Origin of the sequence: Pseudomonas sp. M5 (assembly GCF_016907075.1) — a bacterium.
Taxonomy (GTDB): Bacteria; Pseudomonadota; Gammaproteobacteria; order Pseudomonadales; family Pseudomonadaceae; genus Aquipseudomonas; species Aquipseudomonas putida_E.
In genome coordinates, this window is record NZ_JAFBBH010000001.1 from 3,768,364 (window position 1) to 3,786,942 (window position 18,579).

The 18,579-nt window shown below is 62.4% G+C and carries 18 protein-coding genes and 1 pseudogene; 6 read left to right on the forward strand and 13 right to left on the reverse strand.

The genetic code is table 11. From position 1 onward, the window contains the following. Positions 1-57: 57 nt before the first annotated feature. The 3 genes from JOE27_RS17240 to exbB are packed head-to-tail and all read right to left on the reverse strand — an operon-like array spanning position 58 to position 2,192. Positions 58-792, reverse strand: coding sequence for an energy transducer TonB (locus tag JOE27_RS17240; protein WP_125924405.1), 735 nt, complete (start codon positions 790-792; stop codon positions 58-60). Then, positions 789-1,217 carry a TonB system transport protein ExbD gene (gene exbD / locus JOE27_RS17245; RefSeq protein WP_046786858.1) on the reverse strand — a complete coding sequence of 143 codons (429 nt, stop codon included), beginning with the start codon at positions 1,215-1,217 and terminating at the stop codon, positions 789-791. The genes JOE27_RS17240 and exbD overlap by 4 nt, the downstream gene beginning before the upstream one ends. A gap of 3 nt (positions 1,218-1,220) precedes the next feature. Continuing rightward, a complete protein-coding gene (gene exbB / locus JOE27_RS17250) occupies positions 1,221-2,192 on the reverse strand; it encodes a tonB-system energizer ExbB (protein ID WP_046786859.1) in 972 nt (323 codons plus the stop codon). Positions 2,193-2,383: 191 nt separating this feature from the next. On the opposite strand from exbB, the gene JOE27_RS17255 reads away from it, so the two are divergent. After that, positions 2,384-3,241, forward strand: a complete 858-nt coding sequence (locus tag JOE27_RS17255) for an SDR family oxidoreductase (protein WP_204919292.1) — start codon at positions 2,384-2,386, stop codon at positions 3,239-3,241. 74 nt (positions 3,242-3,315) lie between these two features. Here the strand turns inward: JOE27_RS17255 and JOE27_RS17260 are convergent, their stop codons facing one another. From JOE27_RS17260 to JOE27_RS17280, 5 genes are all read right to left on the reverse strand, one after another. Continuing rightward, the gene (locus JOE27_RS17260; RefSeq protein WP_204919294.1) at positions 3,316-4,041 is read right to left on the reverse strand and encodes a hypothetical protein; all 726 of its coding nucleotides are present in this window, start codon (positions 4,039-4,041) and stop codon (positions 3,316-3,318) included. A gap of 55 nt (positions 4,042-4,096) precedes the next feature. Next, positions 4,097-4,477 carry a RidA family protein gene (locus JOE27_RS17265; RefSeq protein WP_012312121.1) on the reverse strand — a complete coding sequence of 127 codons (381 nt, stop codon included), beginning with the start codon at positions 4,475-4,477 and terminating at the stop codon, positions 4,097-4,099. Between the two features lie 23 nt (positions 4,478-4,500). Continuing rightward, positions 4,501-6,609 (reverse strand): bifunctional GTP diphosphokinase/guanosine-3',5'-bis pyrophosphate 3'-pyrophosphohydrolase, encoded by a 2,109-nt coding sequence (spoT, locus tag JOE27_RS17270; RefSeq protein WP_204919296.1) that lies wholly within the window; start codon positions 6,607-6,609, stop codon positions 4,501-4,503. Between the two features lie 59 nt (positions 6,610-6,668). Next, the gene (gene rpoZ / locus JOE27_RS17275) at positions 6,669-6,932 is read right to left on the reverse strand and encodes a DNA-directed RNA polymerase subunit omega (RefSeq protein WP_012312123.1); all 264 of its coding nucleotides are present in this window, start codon (positions 6,930-6,932) and stop codon (positions 6,669-6,671) included. Between the two features lie 203 nt (positions 6,933-7,135). Further along, positions 7,136-8,008, reverse strand: a complete 873-nt coding sequence (locus tag JOE27_RS17280; RefSeq protein WP_046786863.1) for a LysR family transcriptional regulator — start codon at positions 8,006-8,008, stop codon at positions 7,136-7,138. A gap of 205 nt (positions 8,009-8,213) precedes the next feature. On the opposite strand from JOE27_RS17280, the gene JOE27_RS17285 reads away from it, so the two are divergent. From JOE27_RS17285 to JOE27_RS17295, 3 genes are all read left to right on the forward strand, one after another. Beyond that, on the forward strand, positions 8,214-9,596 hold the full coding sequence (locus JOE27_RS17285) for a glutamine synthetase family protein (RefSeq protein ID WP_046786864.1): 1,383 nt from the start codon (positions 8,214-8,216) through the stop codon (positions 9,594-9,596). A 4-nt stretch (positions 9,597-9,600) separates the two neighbouring features. Further along, the gene (locus JOE27_RS17290; protein WP_204919298.1) at positions 9,601-10,350 is read left to right on the forward strand and encodes a gamma-glutamyl-gamma-aminobutyrate hydrolase family protein; all 750 of its coding nucleotides are present in this window, start codon (positions 9,601-9,603) and stop codon (positions 10,348-10,350) included. A gap of 114 nt (positions 10,351-10,464) precedes the next feature. Next, positions 10,465-12,003, forward strand: coding sequence for an APC family permease (locus tag JOE27_RS17295; protein ID WP_115273277.1), 1,539 nt, complete (start codon positions 10,465-10,467; stop codon positions 12,001-12,003). 93 nt (positions 12,004-12,096) lie between these two features. Here the strand turns inward: JOE27_RS17295 and gmk are convergent, their stop codons facing one another. Together gmk and JOE27_RS17305 are read right to left on the reverse strand one after the other, a co-directional pair. Continuing rightward, a complete protein-coding gene (gene gmk / locus JOE27_RS17300; protein ID WP_204919300.1) occupies positions 12,097-12,717 on the reverse strand; it encodes a guanylate kinase in 621 nt (206 codons plus the stop codon). A 13-nt stretch (positions 12,718-12,730) separates the two neighbouring features. Beyond that, positions 12,731-13,594, reverse strand: a complete 864-nt coding sequence (locus JOE27_RS17305; protein WP_039604571.1) for a YicC/YloC family endoribonuclease — start codon at positions 13,592-13,594, stop codon at positions 12,731-12,733. A 227-nt stretch (positions 13,595-13,821) separates the two neighbouring features. On the opposite strand from JOE27_RS17305, the gene rph reads away from it, so the two are divergent. Then, positions 13,822-14,544 carry a ribonuclease PH gene (rph, locus tag JOE27_RS17310; protein WP_204919302.1) on the forward strand — a complete coding sequence of 241 codons (723 nt, stop codon included), beginning with the start codon at positions 13,822-13,824 and terminating at the stop codon, positions 14,542-14,544. 61 nt (positions 14,545-14,605) lie between these two features. Here rph and JOE27_RS17315 read toward each other — a convergent pair whose 3' ends face one another. Beyond that, positions 14,606-15,385 (reverse strand): exodeoxyribonuclease III, encoded by a 780-nt coding sequence (locus JOE27_RS17315; RefSeq protein ID WP_012312131.1) that lies wholly within the window; start codon positions 15,383-15,385, stop codon positions 14,606-14,608. Between the two features lie 80 nt (positions 15,386-15,465). On the opposite strand from JOE27_RS17315, the gene pyrE reads away from it, so the two are divergent. Continuing rightward, positions 15,466-16,107 carry an orotate phosphoribosyltransferase gene (gene pyrE / locus JOE27_RS17320; protein WP_119688047.1) on the forward strand — a complete coding sequence of 214 codons (642 nt, stop codon included), beginning with the start codon at positions 15,466-15,468 and terminating at the stop codon, positions 16,105-16,107. Between the two features lie 104 nt (positions 16,108-16,211). On the opposite strand, the gene argB is transcribed toward pyrE, so the two are convergent. Together argB and JOE27_RS17330 are read right to left on the reverse strand one after the other, a co-directional pair. Then, positions 16,212-17,117, reverse strand: a complete 906-nt coding sequence (gene argB, locus JOE27_RS17325) for an acetylglutamate kinase (protein ID WP_046786869.1) — start codon at positions 17,115-17,117, stop codon at positions 16,212-16,214. 30 nt (positions 17,118-17,147) lie between these two features. Next, a pseudogene (locus tag JOE27_RS17330) lies at positions 17,148-18,515 on the reverse strand (phosphomannomutase/phosphoglucomutase); the annotation flags it as partial. Positions 18,516-18,579: the final 64 nt, after the last annotated feature.

Consider the following 18,579-nt stretch of genomic DNA (forward strand, 5'->3'; position numbering starts at 1 on the left):
CTGCAATCGATAGACGCACGTTATCAGACTTGCCGATTTGTGACAGAAACAAAAGTATCAGCGACGGTCCAGCGAGTAGACGAACGGTGCCACTACTTCGATCGTGCCATTGTTCAGCAATTCGGCAGGCGGCTTGGGTACCTTGCCGGCCCGGCGGATCATTTCCAGGGTTGCCCGGTCCAGCGCCGCGCTGCCCGAACCACCGGCCATGGAGTACGAGACCACCTTGCCTTCGGCGTCGACCACGAAGCGCAGGCGGTTGATGCCCTGAAGGCCCCGGCGGCGTGCATCTTCCGGGTAGCGCTTGTACTTCGCCAGGTGGCGCAGCAGGTCGCTCTGCCACGTAGGCAACGCTTTGCTGTTCGCGGCAATGCTGGGTGCCGGTGCCGCCGACTTCTGCGGTGGCGTGTTGGTTGGCGGCGTGTCCACGACCTGTTCTTTGGTCGGTGGCTCATCCTTTGGCGGCTCAGGCTTTTTCTCAGGCTTCGGCGGTTGAGGCTTGGGTTTGGGCTTGGGCGGCTTGGCGATGGCGATCTTTGGTTTGGGCGCTTCGGCCACTTTGGGCAGCGGCGGCTCTTCGACCGGTGCCGGTGGCTGTGGAGCGGCCTTCGGTGGTGGTGGCGGTGCGGGCTCGGGCAGCGGTGCCAGTTCGACCATCATGGCTGCCGGGGGCAGCTCGACGGCCTGGGGCACCGACCAGTTGAGCGTGAGCAGCACAGCGACGGCATGGACACCCAGCACAAGTGCCAGGCTGCCGCTGTAACGCGCCATATTGTGCCGCGTCTTCGTCATTTCTTGGCTGCCGTCTCGAGACCTACCAGACCGACTTTGAGGTAGCCGGCCGCGCGCATGTTGTTCATCACTTCCATCAGGTCACCGTAATCCACGCCTTTGTCGGCCTGGAAGAAGATGGTGGTTTCCTTGTCGCCCTTGGTCTTGGCATCGAGCATCGGGCCAAGCTGGTCGGCGGCAGGCACCTGATCGTCACCGACATACAGCTTCTGGTCGGCCTTGACGCTGACGAACACCGGCTTCTCCGGCCTCGGTGCCGGCTTGGCGGTCGAGGCAGGCAGGTCGACCTTGATGTCGACCGTGGCCAGGGGCGCGGCCACCATGAAGATGATCAGCAGTACCAGCATCACGTCGATGAACGGCGTGACGTTGATTTCGTGGTTTTCGGCGAGGTCGTCGCCACCTTCGTTCAGATGCAGGCCCATGGCTTACCCCACTTTCACCATGTGCGGGGCGACGCGCTCGCCACCCTGGTGGTCCAGGTCGCGGCTGACCAGCAGCAGGACCTGCGCCGAAGCGTCGGAAACCTGGGCTTTGTAGCCGGCGATGGAGCGGGCGAAGACGTTATAGATAACTACGGCCGGGATCGCTGCGACCAGGCCCAGGGCGGTGGCCAGCAGGGCTTCGGCGATACCCGGGGCAACGACGGCCAGGTTGGTGGTCTGGGTTTTGGCGATGCCGATGAAGCTGTTCATGATGCCCCACACGGTACCGAACAGGCCGACGAACGGCGCGGTGGAACCGATGGTGGCGAGCACGCCGGTGCCGCTGCTCATGTTGCGGCCGCTGGCATGCACCAGGCGCTCCAGGCGGAAGCTCACGCGTTCCTTGATGCCTTCTTTTTCACGGGCGTTGGCCGACAGGCGCATTTCTTCCAGGGCGTCGTGGACCAGCGTGTGGGCCAGGGTGCCTTCCTTGTTGGAGACCTCGCTGGCTTCCTTGAGGCTGGCAGACTTCTTCAGCTGTGCGATTTCGCCGCGCAGGCGACGCTTGGCGCCCATCAGTTCGAAGCCCTTGGCGATCCAGATGGTCCAGGTGATGATCGAGGCAATGGCCAGGCCGATCATGACCGCTTTCACCACCACGTCGGCGTTCTTGTACATACCCCATGGGGACAGGTCATGGGCCATGCCCAGCGAAGTGTTCTCGACCACGGCTTCGGTGCCTGGGGCCGCTGCCGCTGGCGCATCGACCGGCGTAGCGGCCTGAGCGTCGCCAGCAGGTGCCTGGCTTTCGGTGGCTGGGGTGGCCGGTGCGCTTGCAGCTGCTGGGGCGCTGACGTTGGTATTGGGCTCATCGGCCATAGCCGCTGGGGCCAGCACCAGGCTGAACATCAGCGCGGCAATGGCGCGCCAGGCGCGTGACGGGGTTGGCGAAGCGGAAGTGTGAGTACGTGTCATGCTGGCCGGACCTGATGAAGAAAAAAGTGTGCGTTCTCCAAGGCCTCGAGATAGGCCGAGAACAGATAGGGGTGCCATTATTGCAAGTAATTCTTGTTAACAAAAGTAATCTCGTTGCTTTTTTCGCCCATGGTCTAGCCGCCTATCGTGTAATCCGGCTAGCCTGATCCTTTGGTCTAGGGAGTTAAGTGATGTCAGACCGTTCCGTATTGATCGTAGGTTGTGGTGATGTCGGCGGCCGGCTGGCCCGCCAATTGCTCGCCCGTGGCTGGCAGGTAAGCGGCCTGCGCCGTTCGGTCGAACACCTGCCACAGGGTGTTGTACCGATCGCTGCCGACCTGTCCGATTCGGGCTTGCCCCAGGCTTGGCCACAGCATTCCCCGGATTATCTGGTGTATTGCGTAGCCGCCAGCCAGCACGATGAGGCGGGTTATCAAAGCGCTTACGTTGAAGGCTTGCGTCACGTGCTGGGTTGGCTGGCCGAGCGTGGGCAGCGCCCGCGCCGCCTGCTGTTCGTGTCCAGCAGCAGTGTGTTTGCACAAAAGGATGGGGAGTGGATCGATGAGGCCGCACCTACCGAGCCGCAAGGCTATTCGGGGCGTGTGATGCTGGAGGCTGAGCGGCTGGCCCTGGCTGGCGGCATGCCGGCAAGCATCGTGCGCCTGACGGGGATCTACGGCCCCGGGCGTGAGTGGCTCCTCAGCCAGGTGCGTCAGGGCTATCGGGTGGCGACCGAGCCGCCGCTGTATGGCAACCGTATCCATGCCGAGGATGCCGCAAGCCTGCTGGCGTTCCTGCTGCAGGCCGATGCCGATGGTGTGGCGTTGGACGATTGCTATATAGGCGTTGATGACGACCCTGCGCCACTGGCCGATGTGGTTGGCTGGTTGCGAGCTTACATGGGCGTTACCGAATGGTCCGATGAGCAGCGGGTGCGCCGCACCGGCAGCAAGCGCTGCAGCAATGCCCGGGTGCGGGCATTGGGTTGGGTGCCGGAGTATCCGAGTTACAAGGAAGGTTACGCGGCGATCCTGAAAGGCGAAGGCTGAAGCCTGCTGTATCGCTGCTGGCCCTATCGCCGGCAAGCCGGCGATTAGGCCAGTGAAACCAGGCGCGACTTGGGTCAGTCTTTCTCCAGCACCCACTGGCGGGTACCGGCTGCCAGTTGCGGGATTTCATCGGGCTGTGCGCGGTTGAGCGCCTGGAAGATCTCCAGCTTGTCGCCATCGCGCTTGAAGATGAATGGCGCGCCACGTTGGTTGCGCTCAAGCCAAAGGCTGTCGTTGCTGCCCCCCATGCTTGCGCAATCGCCGGCCAGGCACAGGGCGTAGCGGTCAGGGCCGGGCAGGCCGGTGACGCCGCCGTTATCGGTGAACCGGACGACGCTACCTGTGCCCTGGCCTTCGACAATCTTCCAGTCCCCGCCGAGGTACGCTTGGTACAGTGCTTTCTCGAAGCTGCTGCCCAAGGGCACATTACCGGGCTGTTTGGCGCGGACGAAACTGCGTTCGGCACCTGTTGTGTCCGTGGCTTTCAGCTCGTCGCCATCCAGCGCCAGCTGTTCGGTCTGGCCGCCCGGGAAGTTGGCCTGCCATTGCTTGTCAGCGGCGCTCAATTGGCCGTCGACGGCCTCGAAACCATTGCTGTAGCTGGCCTGCTGGCTGGCCACATCGAGTTTCCACTCGAAGATGGGGCCGTGTTCATTGAGGGCCTGGCGCAGGCTGCCACCTTTGACGGCGGCGTTGATGGCGTCCTGGTTGATCCAGGTGCCGTTGAAATCTTCGGGTTTGTGGCTGGCGCAGCCGCTCAGAAGCAGGGCTGCCAGCGCGAGGGGCAGTGCTTGACGCATGGTAGGTTAACCTTGAACTGAAAGGTGACGGGCAAGGCGCCCGTCACCAGCGGCATCAATCGATGACCAGGATGGCGTCCATTTCTACCTGGGCGCCTTTTGGCAGCGCGGCAACGCCAATGGCGGCACGGGCTGGATACGGCTGCTCGAAGTAGCGGCCCATCACTTCGTTGACCTTGGCGAAGTGGCTCAGGTCGGTGAGGAAGATGTTCAGCTTGACGATGTCCTTGAACGAACCGCCGGCGGCTTCGGCAACGGCCTTGAGGTTCTCGAAGACCTGTACGGTCTGGGCTTCGAAGCCCTCAACCAGTTCCATGGTGTTCGGGTCCAGCGGAATCTGGCCCGACATGTAAACGGTATTGCCGGCCTTGATCGCTTGCGAGTAGGTACCGATGGCGGCAGGGGCCTTGTCGCTGTTGATGACGGTCTTGCTCATGATGACTCCTTGCGGTTGGCGGACTACGCACGCATGCGGGTGATGCGGACCACGCCGGTCAGCGTACGCAGCTTCTTGATCACACGAGCCAGGTGCACGCGGTCGTGCACGCTGACCACCAGTTGGACAACGCTGATGCGGCCGTCGCGTTCGTCCATGCTGATCTTCTCGATGTTGCCGTCGGCGGCATTGACGCTGCTGGCCAGCAGGGCAATCAGGCCGCGCTGGTGTTCCAGCTCGACACGCAACTCGACATTGAATTCGCCGGTGATGTCCTTGGCCCAGGAAAGCTGTACGCACTTCTCCGGGTTATGGCGGATTTCACTGATATTGCGGCAGTTCTCCAGGTGCACGACCATGCCCTTGCCTGCCGACAGGTGGCCGACGATCGGGTCGCCCGGGATGGGCGTGCAGCACTTGGCATAGCTCAATACCAGGCCTTCGGTGCCGCGGATCGCCAGAGGGCCTTCCGGTGCTGGGAGCTGTTCGCCTTCGGCTGACAGCAGGCGGCGGGCCACCACATAGGCCATGCGGTTGCCCAGGCCAATGTCTTCGAGCAGGTCTTCGATCAGCTCCAGGCGGTACTCGGCGAGAATCGCGTTGATACGCTCCTGAGGGATTTGCTCGAGGCTGCTGTCGAAACCGGTCAGCACCTTGTTCAGCAGGCGCTCGCCAAGGTTGATCGACTCGGAGCGTCGCTGCTGCTTGAGTGCGTGGCGGATGTGCGTACGGGCCTTGCCGGTGACCACGAAGTTGAGCCAGGCCGGGTTGGGCCGCGCGCCCGGGGCGCTGACGATCTCGACCGTCGAACCGCTCTGCAGCGGCTCGGACAGCGGCGCCAGGCGCCGGTTGATGCGGCAGGCGATGCAGCTGTTGCCCACATCGGTATGCACCGCATAGGCGAAATCGACGGCGGTGGAGCCTTTGGGCAGCTCCATGATCCTGCCTTTGGGCGTGAAGACATAGACCTCGTCAGGGAACAGGTCGATCTTCACGCTCTCGATGAATTCCAGCGAGTTGCCGGCACGCTGCTGCAGTTCGAGGATGCCCTTGACCCACTGGCGAGCGCGCGCATGGTTGCCTTTGGGCTGCTCGTCGTCGTTGGACTTGTACAGCCAGTGTGCGGCGATGCCATTGTTGGCCATCTCTTCCATTTCGCGGGTGCGGATCTGGATTTCGATGGGCACGCCGTGCATGCCGAACAGCGTGGTGTGCAACGACTGATAGCCGTTGGCCTTGGGGATCGCAATGTAGTCCTTGAAGCGCCCGGGCAGCGGCTTGTACAGGTTGTGTACGGCGCCGAGCACGCGGTAGCAGGTGTCGACCTTGTCGACGATGATGCGGAAGGCGTACACGTCCATGATCTCGGTGAAGGCGCGGCGCTTGCCGCGCATCTTCTTGTAGATACCATAGAGGTGTTTCTGCCGGCCGCTGACCTCGCCTTGAATACCGTCGGCGGCCAGGCAGTTGGCCAGCGAGTGTTCGATCTTGGCGACGATCTCTTTACGGTTGCCGCGTGCGCTCTTGACCGCCCGGTAGATCAGCGACGAGCGCATCGGGTGCATGGCCTTGAAGCCGAGGTCTTCGAACTCTACGCGCACAGTGTGCATGCCCAGCCGGTTGGCGATGGGCGCGTAGATTTCCAGGGTTTCCTTGGCGATGCGTCGGCGTTTTTCGCCAGACAGCACTTCCAGGGTACGCATGTTGTGCAGGCGGTCGGCCAGCTTGACCAGGATCACGCGGATATCGCGGGCCATGGCCATGGCCATCTTCTGGAAGTTTTCAGCCTGCGCTTCGGCCTTGGTCTCGAAGTTCATCTGGGTCAGCTTGCTGACCCCATCGACCAGCTCGGCAACCGTTTCGCCAAACTGCTGGCTGAGGGCTTCCTTGGCGATGCCGGTGTCTTCGATCACGTCGTGCAGCATGGCCGCCATCAGGCTCTGATGGTCCATGTGCATGTCGGCGAGGATGCTGGCCACGGCCAGCGGATGGGTCACATAGGGCTCGCCGCTGCGGCGGCGCTGCCCATCGTGTGCCTGTTCGGCGTAGAAATAGGCCCGGCGAACCAGGTTGACCTGTTCGGGGCCCAGGTAGGTCGACAGCCGTTCGGCTAAGGCTTCTATGCCCGGCATGGTTTCACCTCTTGCCGAGGAAGAGGGCCTTGCGCCGCGCGACGTCGACCAGGCATCGATCAGACAGCCTCGTTGGACTCGTCCTCGAACGCGGCGAAGACCGGATCCTCGGTGACGATCTCTTCAGCGGCAATGAATTCGTTGGTGACGATGCCTTCTGCGATTTCACGCAGGGCAACGACGGTCGGCTTGTCGTTTTCCCACGCTACGCGTGGCTCTTTGCCGCCGGTAGCCAGCTGACGGGCGCGCTTGGTCGAGAGCATGACCAGCTCAAAACGGTTATCCACGTGTTCCAGGCAGTCTTCAACAGTTACGCGGGCCATGGTCTTCCTCAGTAGCAAATGCGATGGGCGTGCAGCCCAATATGGGCAGGCGGACTCGATAGTTTAAAAAATCACCAGCCAATAGGGAAGCGCTGTTTTGCCGGATACCCCATCAGGCCTGCATCCCTCACCCTGTGGACGCGGGCTTGCCGGGGCGCCGAACCACCGCCAAAGGGCCGCGACAGACACCTTCATCTTGTATCTCACAACATCGCGCCGCGCAACCTTGGGGTCAGCTCTTCGAACAATGTCTGCACCGAGCGCAAGGCCCGGCAATCGGGCCGGGTCAGCAGCCACAGTTGGGTGTCGCAACCGGCCAGCGGTCCGCTCAGCGCCTCGACCCCAGGCAGTGCATGGACCATGTAGTCGGGCAGCGCCGCAACGCCCAGCCCCGTGCTTACCAGCTGTGCAATGGTCGACATGCTGCTGCACTGGTAGCGCGGGCTCAGCCCGGGGTACTGCTGATTGCGCCAGACCACGGTGGGGTGGTCCTGCATGGAGTCGTCCGGGGCTATCCATGGCACGCTGTTGTGGGACTCGTCCAGGCGCTCGCGCCATTGCGGCTGGCCACAGATCACATAGGACGTCGAACCCAGGCAACGGCCGACCAGGTGCTCGGGCGGCGTATTGGTCAGGCGCAGAGCGATGTCGGCATCGCGCCTGCTGAGGTTGGCGAAGGTGTTGGACGTGCCCATCTCCAGCGACAGAGCCGGGTAATTGGGCATGAACTCGGCCAGCGCCGGCAGCAGCAGGCTGTGCATTACCGCCTCAGTGCATGTCAGACGAACGGTGCCGCTCACCACCTGCTCGCCACTGGTCATGGCGATGCGCGCAGCATCCAGCGCCTGCTCGGCCCGTTCGGCCTGCTCGGCCAGGGCCTGGGCGGTGTCGGTCGGCAGGTAGCCCTTGCGGCTCTTGACGAACAGTGCGGTGCCCAGTGCCGACTCAAGCCGGCGAATCGAACGGAACACGGTCGAAACATCGACCTTGAGCAGTTCGGCGGCCTTGGCCAGTGAGCGCCCGCGCTCCAGGGCCAGGACCAGGGAGAGGTCGGCGTGGGTGATCTGATATTGCATTGGTGCACGCTCTACTTGCCGAAATGCCAATGTCTGTTGCGTTGAGGCCATTTTATAGTGGAACTGCCCCCGGGAATCAATGCGCCCGGTCGGGTAACCAATCCCCACGATGGGAAAGTTAAAAAAACAACAGCTGCAACCATCGTCGCCCGTGAGGCGCCAGCCGTATCCCCACATCGCCGCAGCACATCAAAGGATGTACACCATGACGTCGGTCACCCCGTGCGCCAGTTCTTCCAGCGAGATGAAAGACTTCCTCCAGGCCCATCCGGACACTCAGTACGTCGATCTGCTGATCTCCGACATGAATGGCGTGGTACGTGGCAAGCGCATCGAGCGGGCCAGCCTGCACAAGGTGTACGAAAAGGGGATCAACCTGCCGGCATCGCTGTTCGCCCTGGATATCAATGGCTCGACCGTGGAAAGCACCGGGCTTGGGCTGGACATCGGCGATGCCGACCGGATCTGCTACCCGATCCCCGGCACGCTCTGCAACGAACCCTGGCAGAAGCGCCCGACTGCCCAGTTGCTGATGACCATGCACGAGCTCGAGGGCGAGCCGTTCTTCGCCGACCCACGCGAAGTGCTGCGCCAGGTGGTGAGCAAGTTCGATGACCTGGGCCTGGACATCTGCGCCGCGTTCGAGCTGGAGTTCTACCTGATCGACCAGGACAACCTCAACGGTCGTCCGCAGCCGCCGCGCTCGCCCACTTCGGGCAAGCGTCCGCAGTCGACCCAGGTCTACCTCATCGACGACCTCGACGAATATGTCGACTGCCTGCAGGACATGCTGGAAGCGGCCAAGGAGCAGGGCCTGCCGGCCGATGCCATCGTCAAGGAAAGCGCGCCCGCGCAGTTCGAAGTCAACCTGCACCACGTTGCCGATCCGCTGAAGGCGTGCGACTACGCGATCCTGCTCAAGCGCCTGGTCAAGAACGTCGCCTACGACCATGAAATGGACACCACGTTCATGGCCAAGCCTTACCCAGGCCAGGCGGGCAATGGCCTGCACGTGCATATTTCGCTGCTCGACAAGAAGACCGGCAAGAACATCTTTGCCCATGAAGACCCACTGCAAAGCGATGCTCTGCGCCATGCCATTGGTGGCGTGCTGGAGACCATGCCGGCGTCGATGGCCTTCCTGTGCCCGAACGTCAACTCGTACCGTCGCTTTGGCGCCCAGTTCTACGTGCCGAATGCGCCGAGCTGGGGGTTGGACAACCGTACCGTAGCGGTTCGCGTGCCGACTGACAGCAGTGAAAACGTGCGCATCGAGCACCGTGTAGCGGGCGCCGACGCCAACCCTTACCTGATGCTCGCGGCAGTTCTCGCGGGGATCCACCATGGCTTGACCAGCAAGGTCGAGCCTGGCGCGCCGATTGAAGGCAACTCTTACGAACAGCTGGAGCAAAGCCTGCCGAACAACCTGCGCGACGCCTTGCGCGCGCTGGATGACAGTGAAGTCCTCAACCAATACATAAGCCCGGACTACATCGATATCTTCGTGGCCTGCAAGGAAAGTGAGCTGGCCGAGTTCGAAGTATCGATCTCCGACCTCGAGTACAACTGGTACCTGCACACGGTGTAAGCCCATGAGCGCATTTGCGGTCCCCTTGATCGGTGTCAGCGCCTGCCGTCAGCAGGTGGGGAAGAACTCGTCGCACACGGTGGGCGACAAGTATGTCGAGGCGGCCGGCTTTGCCGGGCTCCCGCTTATCCTGCCGGCCCGCGACGGGGGCAGCGACACGCAGGCGTTGCTGGCACGGCTCGATGGCATTCTTTTTACCGGCTCGCCTTCAAATGTCGAGCCGCATCATTACAATGGCGCCCCCAGCGCGGAAGGTACCCGGCACGATCTTGCACGTGACCGCCTGACCTTGCCGCTGTTGCAGGCGGCCATTGCCGCCGGCGTGCCGGTGTTCTGTATCTGTCGTGGTTTCCAGGAATTGAACGTCGCCCTCGGCGGCAGCTTGCACCAGCGCGTGCACGAGCTGCCGGGCTACCTGGACCACCGTGAACCTGAGGACGCACCCCTGGAGGTGCAATACGGCCCTCGTCATCCTGTCGGCATTACGCCTGGCGGGGTATTCGAGCGCCTGGGCCTGGCTGCGCAGTTCGAGGTCAACTCGCTGCACAGTCAGGGCATCGACCGCCTGGCCCCAGGCCTGCGCGTCGAGGCAAGGGCCCCGGATGGCCTGATCGAAGCGGTGTCGATGCCTGACGCGCCTGGCTTTGTGCTTGGCGTGCAGTGGCACCCGGAATGGCGTTTTGCCGACAACCCGGTCTCCACACGCCTGTTCCAGGCGTTCCGCGAGGCCTGCATTGCCCATGCTGCACGGTAGGGTCGTTACCCGAAGGTCTTGGATGACTGATACCGATACGCAAGCTTTCAATGAGTGAAAGCGCCTTGTTCGCAGGGCCTGTGACAACAATTCCAATAGTTACGGCAAATACTCATGAGCGATTACACAGAAGCTGGCCGCCCACCCGATGTGGCCGATTCAGGCAGCACTCAGCGCAGCAAAGGTTTGGCAAAAGGCCGTCTTGGCCTGTTGGCCAGCGTGGTGCTGGGCATTTCGACTATCGCCCCGGTCTATACCCTGACCGGTGCCCTTGGCCCCACCGTGCGGGAGGTCGGCGAGCACCTTCCGGCCGTCTTCATCGTCGGCTTCCTGCCCATGCTGCTGGTCGCCCTGGGCTACCGTGAGCTGAACGCGGCGGAGCCGGACAGCGGTACTTCCTTTACCTGGTCGGCCCGCGCCTTCGGCCCGATGATCGGCTGGATCGGTGGCTGGGGGCTGGTCGTTGCCACCACCATCGTGTTGTCCAACCTGGCCGGGGTGGCCGTTGATTTTTTCTATCTGTTCCTGGCTCAGATCACCGGTAACCAGGCGTTGGCTGCCTTGGCGGATAACCTGCTGATCAACATCACCACCTGTTGCGTGTTCATCGCCATGGCGGTGTGGATCTGTTGTCGCGGCATGGCCACCACCATGAACGTGCAATATGGTTTGGTGGCCTTGCAACTGCTGGTGCTGATCGGCTTTGCCTTCGCCGCCTTCAGTGAGACCACCGCGCCAGCGCCGCTGGAGTTCGACCTGGCCTGGTTCAACCCCTTCGGCGTGGAGTCGTTCTCGGCCTTTGCCGCTGGCCTGTCGTTGTCGATCTTCATCTTTTGGGGGTGGGACGTGTGCCTGACCGTCAGTGAGGAATCGATCGGCAGCGACGAGGTGCCGGGCAAAGCGGCGACCTGGACCGTGCTGCTGATTCTTGGTCTGTACCTGCTCACCGCCATCGCCACCCTGCAATTCGCGGGGATCAGCGAGCAAGGGCTGGGACTGAACAACCCGCGTATCCAGGAGAACGTCTTTGCCCACCTGGCCGGGCCAGTCATGGGGCCGCTGGCGATCCTGATGTCCATCGCCGTGCTGGCCAGCACCGCCGCTTCGCTGCAGTCGACCTTCGTCTCTCCGGCGCGCACGCTGCTCGCCATGGGTTACTACGGTGCGGTGCCAGAGCGCTTTGCCAAGGTTTGCCCGCGTTCGCAGACGCCACGTTACGCAACCATCTGTGCCGGCGTTGCCGCAGGCCTGTTCTACGTGACCATGCGTACCCTCAGCGAAAACGTGCTGGCGGACACCATCACCGCCCTGGGCATGATGATCTGCTTCTACTATTCGCTGACCGCGTTTGCCTGCGTGTGGTATTTCCGCCACAGCCTGTTCGACAGCCTGCGCCACTTCTGCATGCGCGGCCTGTGCCCCCTGTTGGGTGGTGTGATCCTGTCGGTGATCTTCGTGCGCACCGCCATCGACAGCGCGTCGCCGGATTTCGGCAGTGGCTCGCATGTGGCTGGCGTAGGATTGGTGTTCGTGATTGCGGCGATCATTTCGGCACTGGGGATAGTGCTGATGATGCTGTCGCGGATGCGCGCGCCGGCTTACTTCCTGGGGGCTACCCTGCGACAGCAGGCGACTCTGCAGCTGCAGGAATAATGCTGGGTGGGGCGCGTTGCGCCCCAACACCCCGCGGTAGGCGCGGCCTTGTGTCGCGAAAGGGCCGCAAAGCGGCCCCAACTGTCTCTATCTTCAGCCGATCAACTGCTTGAGCAATGCCCCGTGCCGATCCTGCTGCTTGCTCAACAGCAAACGGTTCGAGCGGAACACGGCCTTCAACTCCTCCAGCGCCACATCGAAGTCGTCGTTGATGATGACGTACTCGTACTCGTCGTAGTGCTGCATCTCGCTGACGGCCTCTTTCATGCGGCCGGCAATGATCTCATCGCTGTCCTGCCCACGCCCGTCCAGACGCTGGCGCAGCGCCTCCAGGTTGGGTGGCAGGATGAAGATCGAACGGGCTTCGGGCATCAGCTCGCGCACCTGACGGGCGCCTTGCCAGTCGATTTCCAGAATCAGGTCATCGCCCCGGTCCAGCACTTGCTGCAGCGTGCTACGCGATGTGCCGTAGAAGTTGCCGAACACTTCGGCGTGTTCAAGGAAGTCGTTCTTGTCGATCAGCGCCTTGAATTCGTCATGGCTGACGAAGTGGTAGTTGATGCCGTGCTCCTCGCCCGGGCGTTTGCCGCGCGTGGTGTGCGAGACAGAAACGCTGACGCGTTTGTCGTCCTTGATCAGGGCGTTGACCAGGCTGGTCTTGCCGGCACCTGACGGGGCCGAGACGATATATAGGGTGCCGCTGCTGTGGTTCATGGTAGGGGTGGCCTTACTCGATGTTCTGTACTTGTTCACGCATCTGTTCGATCAGTACCTTCAGGTTGACCGCCGCTTGCGTGCTACGCGGGTCGAAGGCCTTGGAGCCCAGGGTATTGGCCTCGCGGTTGAGCTCCTGCATGAGGAAGTCCAGGCGCCGGCCAGCGGCCCCACCGGACTTGAGCACCCGGCGTACTTCATTGACGTGGGTGCTGAGGCGGTCCAGCTCTTCGGCAACGTCACTCTTTTGTGCCAGCAGCACCATCTCCTGCTCAAGCCGTTGCGGGTCGAGCTCGGCCTTGAGGTCGCCGAAGCGGTCGATGATCTTCTGCCGTTGTGCGGCCAGCATCTGCGGTACCAGGGCACGCAGGGTGGTGACCTCGGTGGCCATGCTGTCCAGCCGCTCGTTGATCAGGCGTGCCAGCTCCTGGCCTTCGCGCAGGCGCCCGGCCTTCAATTCGGCCAGGGCCTCGTCGAACAGTGCCACGGCTTCGGCATTGAGCGCCTGCGGGTCGCTGGCGTCGGCCACCAGCACGCCCGGCCAGGACAACACTTCCAGCGGGTTGAGCGGCGCCGGCTGCTTGATCAGGCCGGCCACTTCTTCGGCGGCGGCGACCAGTTGTGCGGCACGCTCGCGGTCGACCTTCAGTGGTTTGCCGTTGCTGTCTTCGTGCAGGCGCAAGGTGCATTCGACCTTGCCGCGCGACAGGCCTTGGCGCAGACCCTCACGCACCGCGCCTTCCAGGTCGCGCAGGGCGTCGGGCAGGCGCAGGTGAGGTTCAAGGTAGCGGTGGTTGACCGAGCGCAGTTCCCAGACCAGGGTGCCTTGGCTGCCTGCGCGCTCGACACGAGCAAAAGCGGTCATGCTGTGCACCATGGGGAGTACCTCGCGTAGATGATGTGAACGGGAAAGCCTTTCGGCTGCAAGGCGCAGGATTGTAGCGCAGTGCGCCCTTGGCGCCCAATCCGCCCATGTTACAGAGCCCTCATCGGCCGGTGGGAAAAGGCGACAGGCTGTGCGCGGCCCGACAATAAGCATGTCCTCACCGGGCTACGGGCTTTATAATGCCGGGCAGATTCAAAGTCCCAGTACAGGTATCCCAGATGAAACGTCCAAGTGGTCGCGCCGCCGATCAGCTCCGCTCGATCCGCATCACCCGCAACTACACCAAGCACGCCGAAGGGTCGGTACTGGTCGAGTTCGGTGACACCAAGGTCATCTGCACGGTCAGCGTTGAAAACGGCGTACCGCGCTTCCTCAAAGGCCAGGGCCAAGGCTGGCTGACCGCCGAGTACGGCATGCTGCCGCGCTCCACCGGTGAGCGTAACCAGCGCGAAGCCAGCCGTGGCAAGCAGGGTGGTCGCACCCTGGAAATCCAGCGCCTGATCGGCCGCTCGCTGCGCGCCGCGCTGGACATGAGCAAGCTGGGTGACATCACCCTGTACGTCGACTGCGATGTGATCCAGGCCGATGGCGGCACCCGCACCGCGTCGATCACCGGCGCCATGGTCGCCTTGGTCGATGCCCTGGCAGTGATCAAGAATCGGGGTGGCCTGAAGGGCGGCAATCCGCTCAAGCACATGATCGCCGCCGTATCGGTGGGCATGTACCAGGGCGAAGCCGTACTCGACCTGGACTATCTGGAAGACTCCGCTGCCGAGACCGACCTGAACGTGGTCATGACCAGTGCCGGTGGTTTCATCGAAGTGCAGGGCACTGCAGAGGGTGCGCCGTTCCAGCCCGAAGACTTCAACGCCATGCTGGCGCTGGCGCAGAAGGGCATGAACGAGATCTTCGAACTGCAGCAGGTCGCTCTGGCCGACTGATTGATCCTGCAGGTATGAAAAAGCCGACTTCAATGTCGGCTTTTTCGTATCTGAACAGTGCTCAGATGGTCAACGTCCAGTCATAGTCGACGATCAGCGGCGCATGCTGCGAGAAGCGCGGCTGACGCGGCAGGCGGGCATTGCGCACGAAGCGGCGCAGGCCCGGGGTGAGGATCTGGTAGTCGAACCGGTAGCCCAGGTTGAGCATCTCGGCCTGCTCGTTGTCCGGCCACCAGCTGTACTGGTCACCTTCACGGCTGACTTCGCGCAGGGCATCCACATAGCCCATGTCGCCAGTGATCGCATCCATCCAGGCACGCTCAGGCGGCAGGAAGCCTGGCGACTGCTGGCTGTCACGCCAGTTCTTGATGTCGAGCTTCTGCTGCGCCACGTAGAACGAGCCGCAATAGATGTACTCACGACGCTTGCGCCGCTGCTTGTCCAGGTACTTGGCGAAGTCGTCCATCAACTTGAACTTCTGGTTCAAGTCGTCGTCGCCGTTCATGCCCGAAGGCAATAGCAGGCTGGCAATACTGACTTTGTCGAAATCTGCTTGCAGATAACGCCCGTAGCGGTCGGCTGTCTCGAAGCCCAGGCCGGTGATGACTGCCTTGGGCTGCATGCGCGAATACAGTGCCACGCCACCTTGGGCGGGTACCTCCGCGTCGCAGGCATAAAGGAAATAGCCATCGAGCTGGAAAGCTGGGTCGTCGAGTTCAAAGGCCGAGGCGCGGGTATCCTGAAGGCAGATGACGTCGGCATTCTGGGCTTGCAACCAGCTGAGCAATCCACGCTCGGCTGCAGCCTGAATGCCATTTACGTTCACACTGATGATCCGCATAAATGGCCCCAAAAATCTCGTGCGTGTATGATACCCGAGCTCAACCCATTTAGCTAAATCCGTGGTGTCCGGGACTTTCCATGCAGCCGTATCAGCGCGACTTCATCCGTTTTGCCATCGATCGCGGCGTTCTGCGCTTCGGTGAATTCACCCTGAAATCGGGGCGTACCAGCCCGTATTTCTTCAATGCCGGCCTGTTCAACACAGGTTCTGCCCTGGCTCAGTTGGGGCGTTGCTATGCGGCGGCCATCGTCGACAGCAAGATCCCGTTCGACGTACTGTTCGGCCCGGCCTACAAGGGTATCCCGCTGGCTGCGGCCACCGCCGTGGCCCTGGCCGAGCAACATCAGCTGGACGTGCCGTGGTGCTTCAACCGCAAGGAAGCCAAGGATCACGGCGAAGGCGGCAGCCTGGTCGGCGCGCCACTGGCCGGTGACGTCCTGATCATCGATGACGTGATCACCGCTGGCACTGCCATCCGCGAGGTCATGCAGATCATCAATGCCCAGCAGGCCAAGGCCGCTGGCGTGCTGATCGCGCTCAACCGCGAAGAGCGCGGCAACGGCGAACTGTCGGCGATCCAGGAAGTGGAGCGTGACTTCGGTATCCCGGTAGTCAGCATCGTTTCGCTGACCCAGGTGCTGGAGTTTCTGGCCGATGATTCGCAGCTCAAGCAGCATCTGCCGGCGGTCGAGGCCTATCGGGCGCAGTACGGGATCTGATTGCGGCTCGGTAATGAAAAAGGCGACCTTCGGGTCGCCTTTTTTATCTGTTGCCTTTTACGGCCCTATCGTCGGCAAGCCGGCGATAGGGCCAGTGCAGGCGATCAGCGTGGCTTGCGGTTGCTGATCAAGGTGCCCACACCGCTGTCGGTGAAGATCTCCAGCAGCACCGCATTCGGCACGCGGCCATCGATGATGTGCGAGCTGTTCACGCCACCCTGGACTGCTTCCAGCGCGCACTTGATCTTCGGCAGCATGCCGCCGTAGATGGTGCCGTCGGCGATCAGTTCGTTCACCTGCTCGGTGGTCAGGCCGGTCAGGACCTGGCCTTGCTTGTCCATCAGGCCGGCGATGTTGGTCAGCAGCATCAGCTTCTCGGCTTTCAGTGCTTCGGCCACCTTGCCGGCCACCAGGTCGGCGTTGATGTTGTACGACTCACCGTTGGCACCCACGCCGATTGGCGCGATCACCGGGATGAAGTCGCCTTTGACCAGCATGTTCAGCAGGTCGGTGTTGACGCTGACCACTTCGCCGACGTGGCCGATGTCGATGATTTCCGGCTGGGTCATCTCTGGCGTCTGGCGGCTCACGGTGAGCTTCTTGGCGCGGATCAGCTCCGCGTCCTTGCCGGTCAGGCCGATGGCGCTGCCGCCGTGGCGGTTGATCAGGTTGACGATGTCCTTGTTGACCTGGCCACCCAGCACCATTTCAACCACGTCCATGGTCGCCGCGTCGGTGACACGCATGCCGTCGATGAAGTGGCTTTCGATCGACAGGCGCTTGAGCAGGTCGCCGATCTGAGGGCCACCACCGTGCACGACCACCGGGTTGATGCCCACGGCCTTCATCAGCACGATGTCACGGGCAAACCCGGTCTTGAGCTCCTCGCTCTCCATCGCGTTGCCGCCGTACTTGATCACCAGGGTCTTGCCGACAAAACGGCGAATGTAAGGCAGTGCTTCGGACAAAACCTCGGCTACATGGGAAGCGGCATCGCGATCGAGGGTCATGCAGGGCTCCTGTAAGGAACAGATAGTCGGTCAGAACGGCAGTTGCAGCTCAGGGGCAACCCGCAGCAACTGGGCGCGGAAAACATCCTTGATACGTTGCAACTCGGCGTCGCTTTCGGCCTCGAAGCGCAGCACCAGCACCGGCGTGGTGTTGGAGGCGCGAACCAGGCCCCAGCCCTGGGCATAGTCGACCCGCACACCGTCGATGGTGGTCAGGCTGGCTTGGCCCCAGTCGGCGTCGCGTTGCAGTGCATCAATGATGCTGAATTTACCCTCGTCGGTCACATCAATATTGATTTCCGGCGTGGAAATGTCGTTCGGGAATGCGGCAAACAGGCTTTCGGCGTCCTGGCCAGCCTTGCTGAGGATCTCCAGCAGGCGTGCGGCGCTGTAGATACCGTCGTCGAAACCGTACCAGCGCTCCTTGATGAAGATGTGCCCGCTCATCTCGCCGGCCAGCAGCGAACCTGTCTGCTTCATCTTCTTCTTGATCAACGAGTGACCAGTCTTCCACATCAAGGCGCGGCCGCCGTGTTGTTCGATCAGCGGTGTCAGGCGGCGGGTGCATTTGACGTCGAAGATGATCTCGGCCCCCGGGTTACGCGCCAGCACGTCCTGCGCGAACAGCATCAGCAGGCGGTCGGGGTAAACGATGCTGCCGGTGTTGGTCACCACACCGACGCGGTCACCGTCGCCGTCGAAGGCCAGGCCGATATCGGCACCGGTTTGCTTGACCTTGGCGATCAGGTCTTCAAGGTTTTCAGGCTTGCCCGGGTCCGGGTGGTGGTTGGGGAAGTTGCCATCCACCTCGCAGAACAGTGGGATGACTTCGCAGCCCAAGGCTTCGATCAGCTGCGGCGCGATAACGCCGGCAGCGCCGTTGCCGCAGTCCACCACCACCTTGAGCTTTTTCGCCAGCTTCACGTCAGCGACGATCTGCTGGAAGTAGCGCTCGAGGATCTCGACCTTTTCCACACTGCCTTCGCCACGGGTCAGGTCGTTGGTTTTCAGGCGAGTCAGCAGGGCCTGGATCTGTTCGTTGGCCAAGGTATCGCCAGCGATCACGATCTTGAAACCGTTGTAATCCGAAGGGTTGTGGCTACCGGTGAGCATCACGCCGGACTTGCCGGCCAGGACATTGGCAGCGAAATACAGCGCCGGGGTCGGCACCAGACCGACGTCGCTGACCTGGCAACCGGCATCGGCCAGGCCTTTGATCAGTTGCTCGACCAGCATCGGGCCGGACAGGCGGCCGTCGCGGCCGACGGAAATCTGCGGCTCGCCTTGGGCGAGCGTCTGCGCGCCAATGGCGCGGCCGATCCAGTAGGCGGTTTCGGCGTGCAGGGTCTTGCCGACCACGCCGCGGATGTCATAGGCGCGGAAGATGCTGTCGGGCAGTGCGGGGACCAGGTGGGCCATGTCGTTCATCTCTGGAAGCTCCATTAGTCAAAGGCTTTCTGGG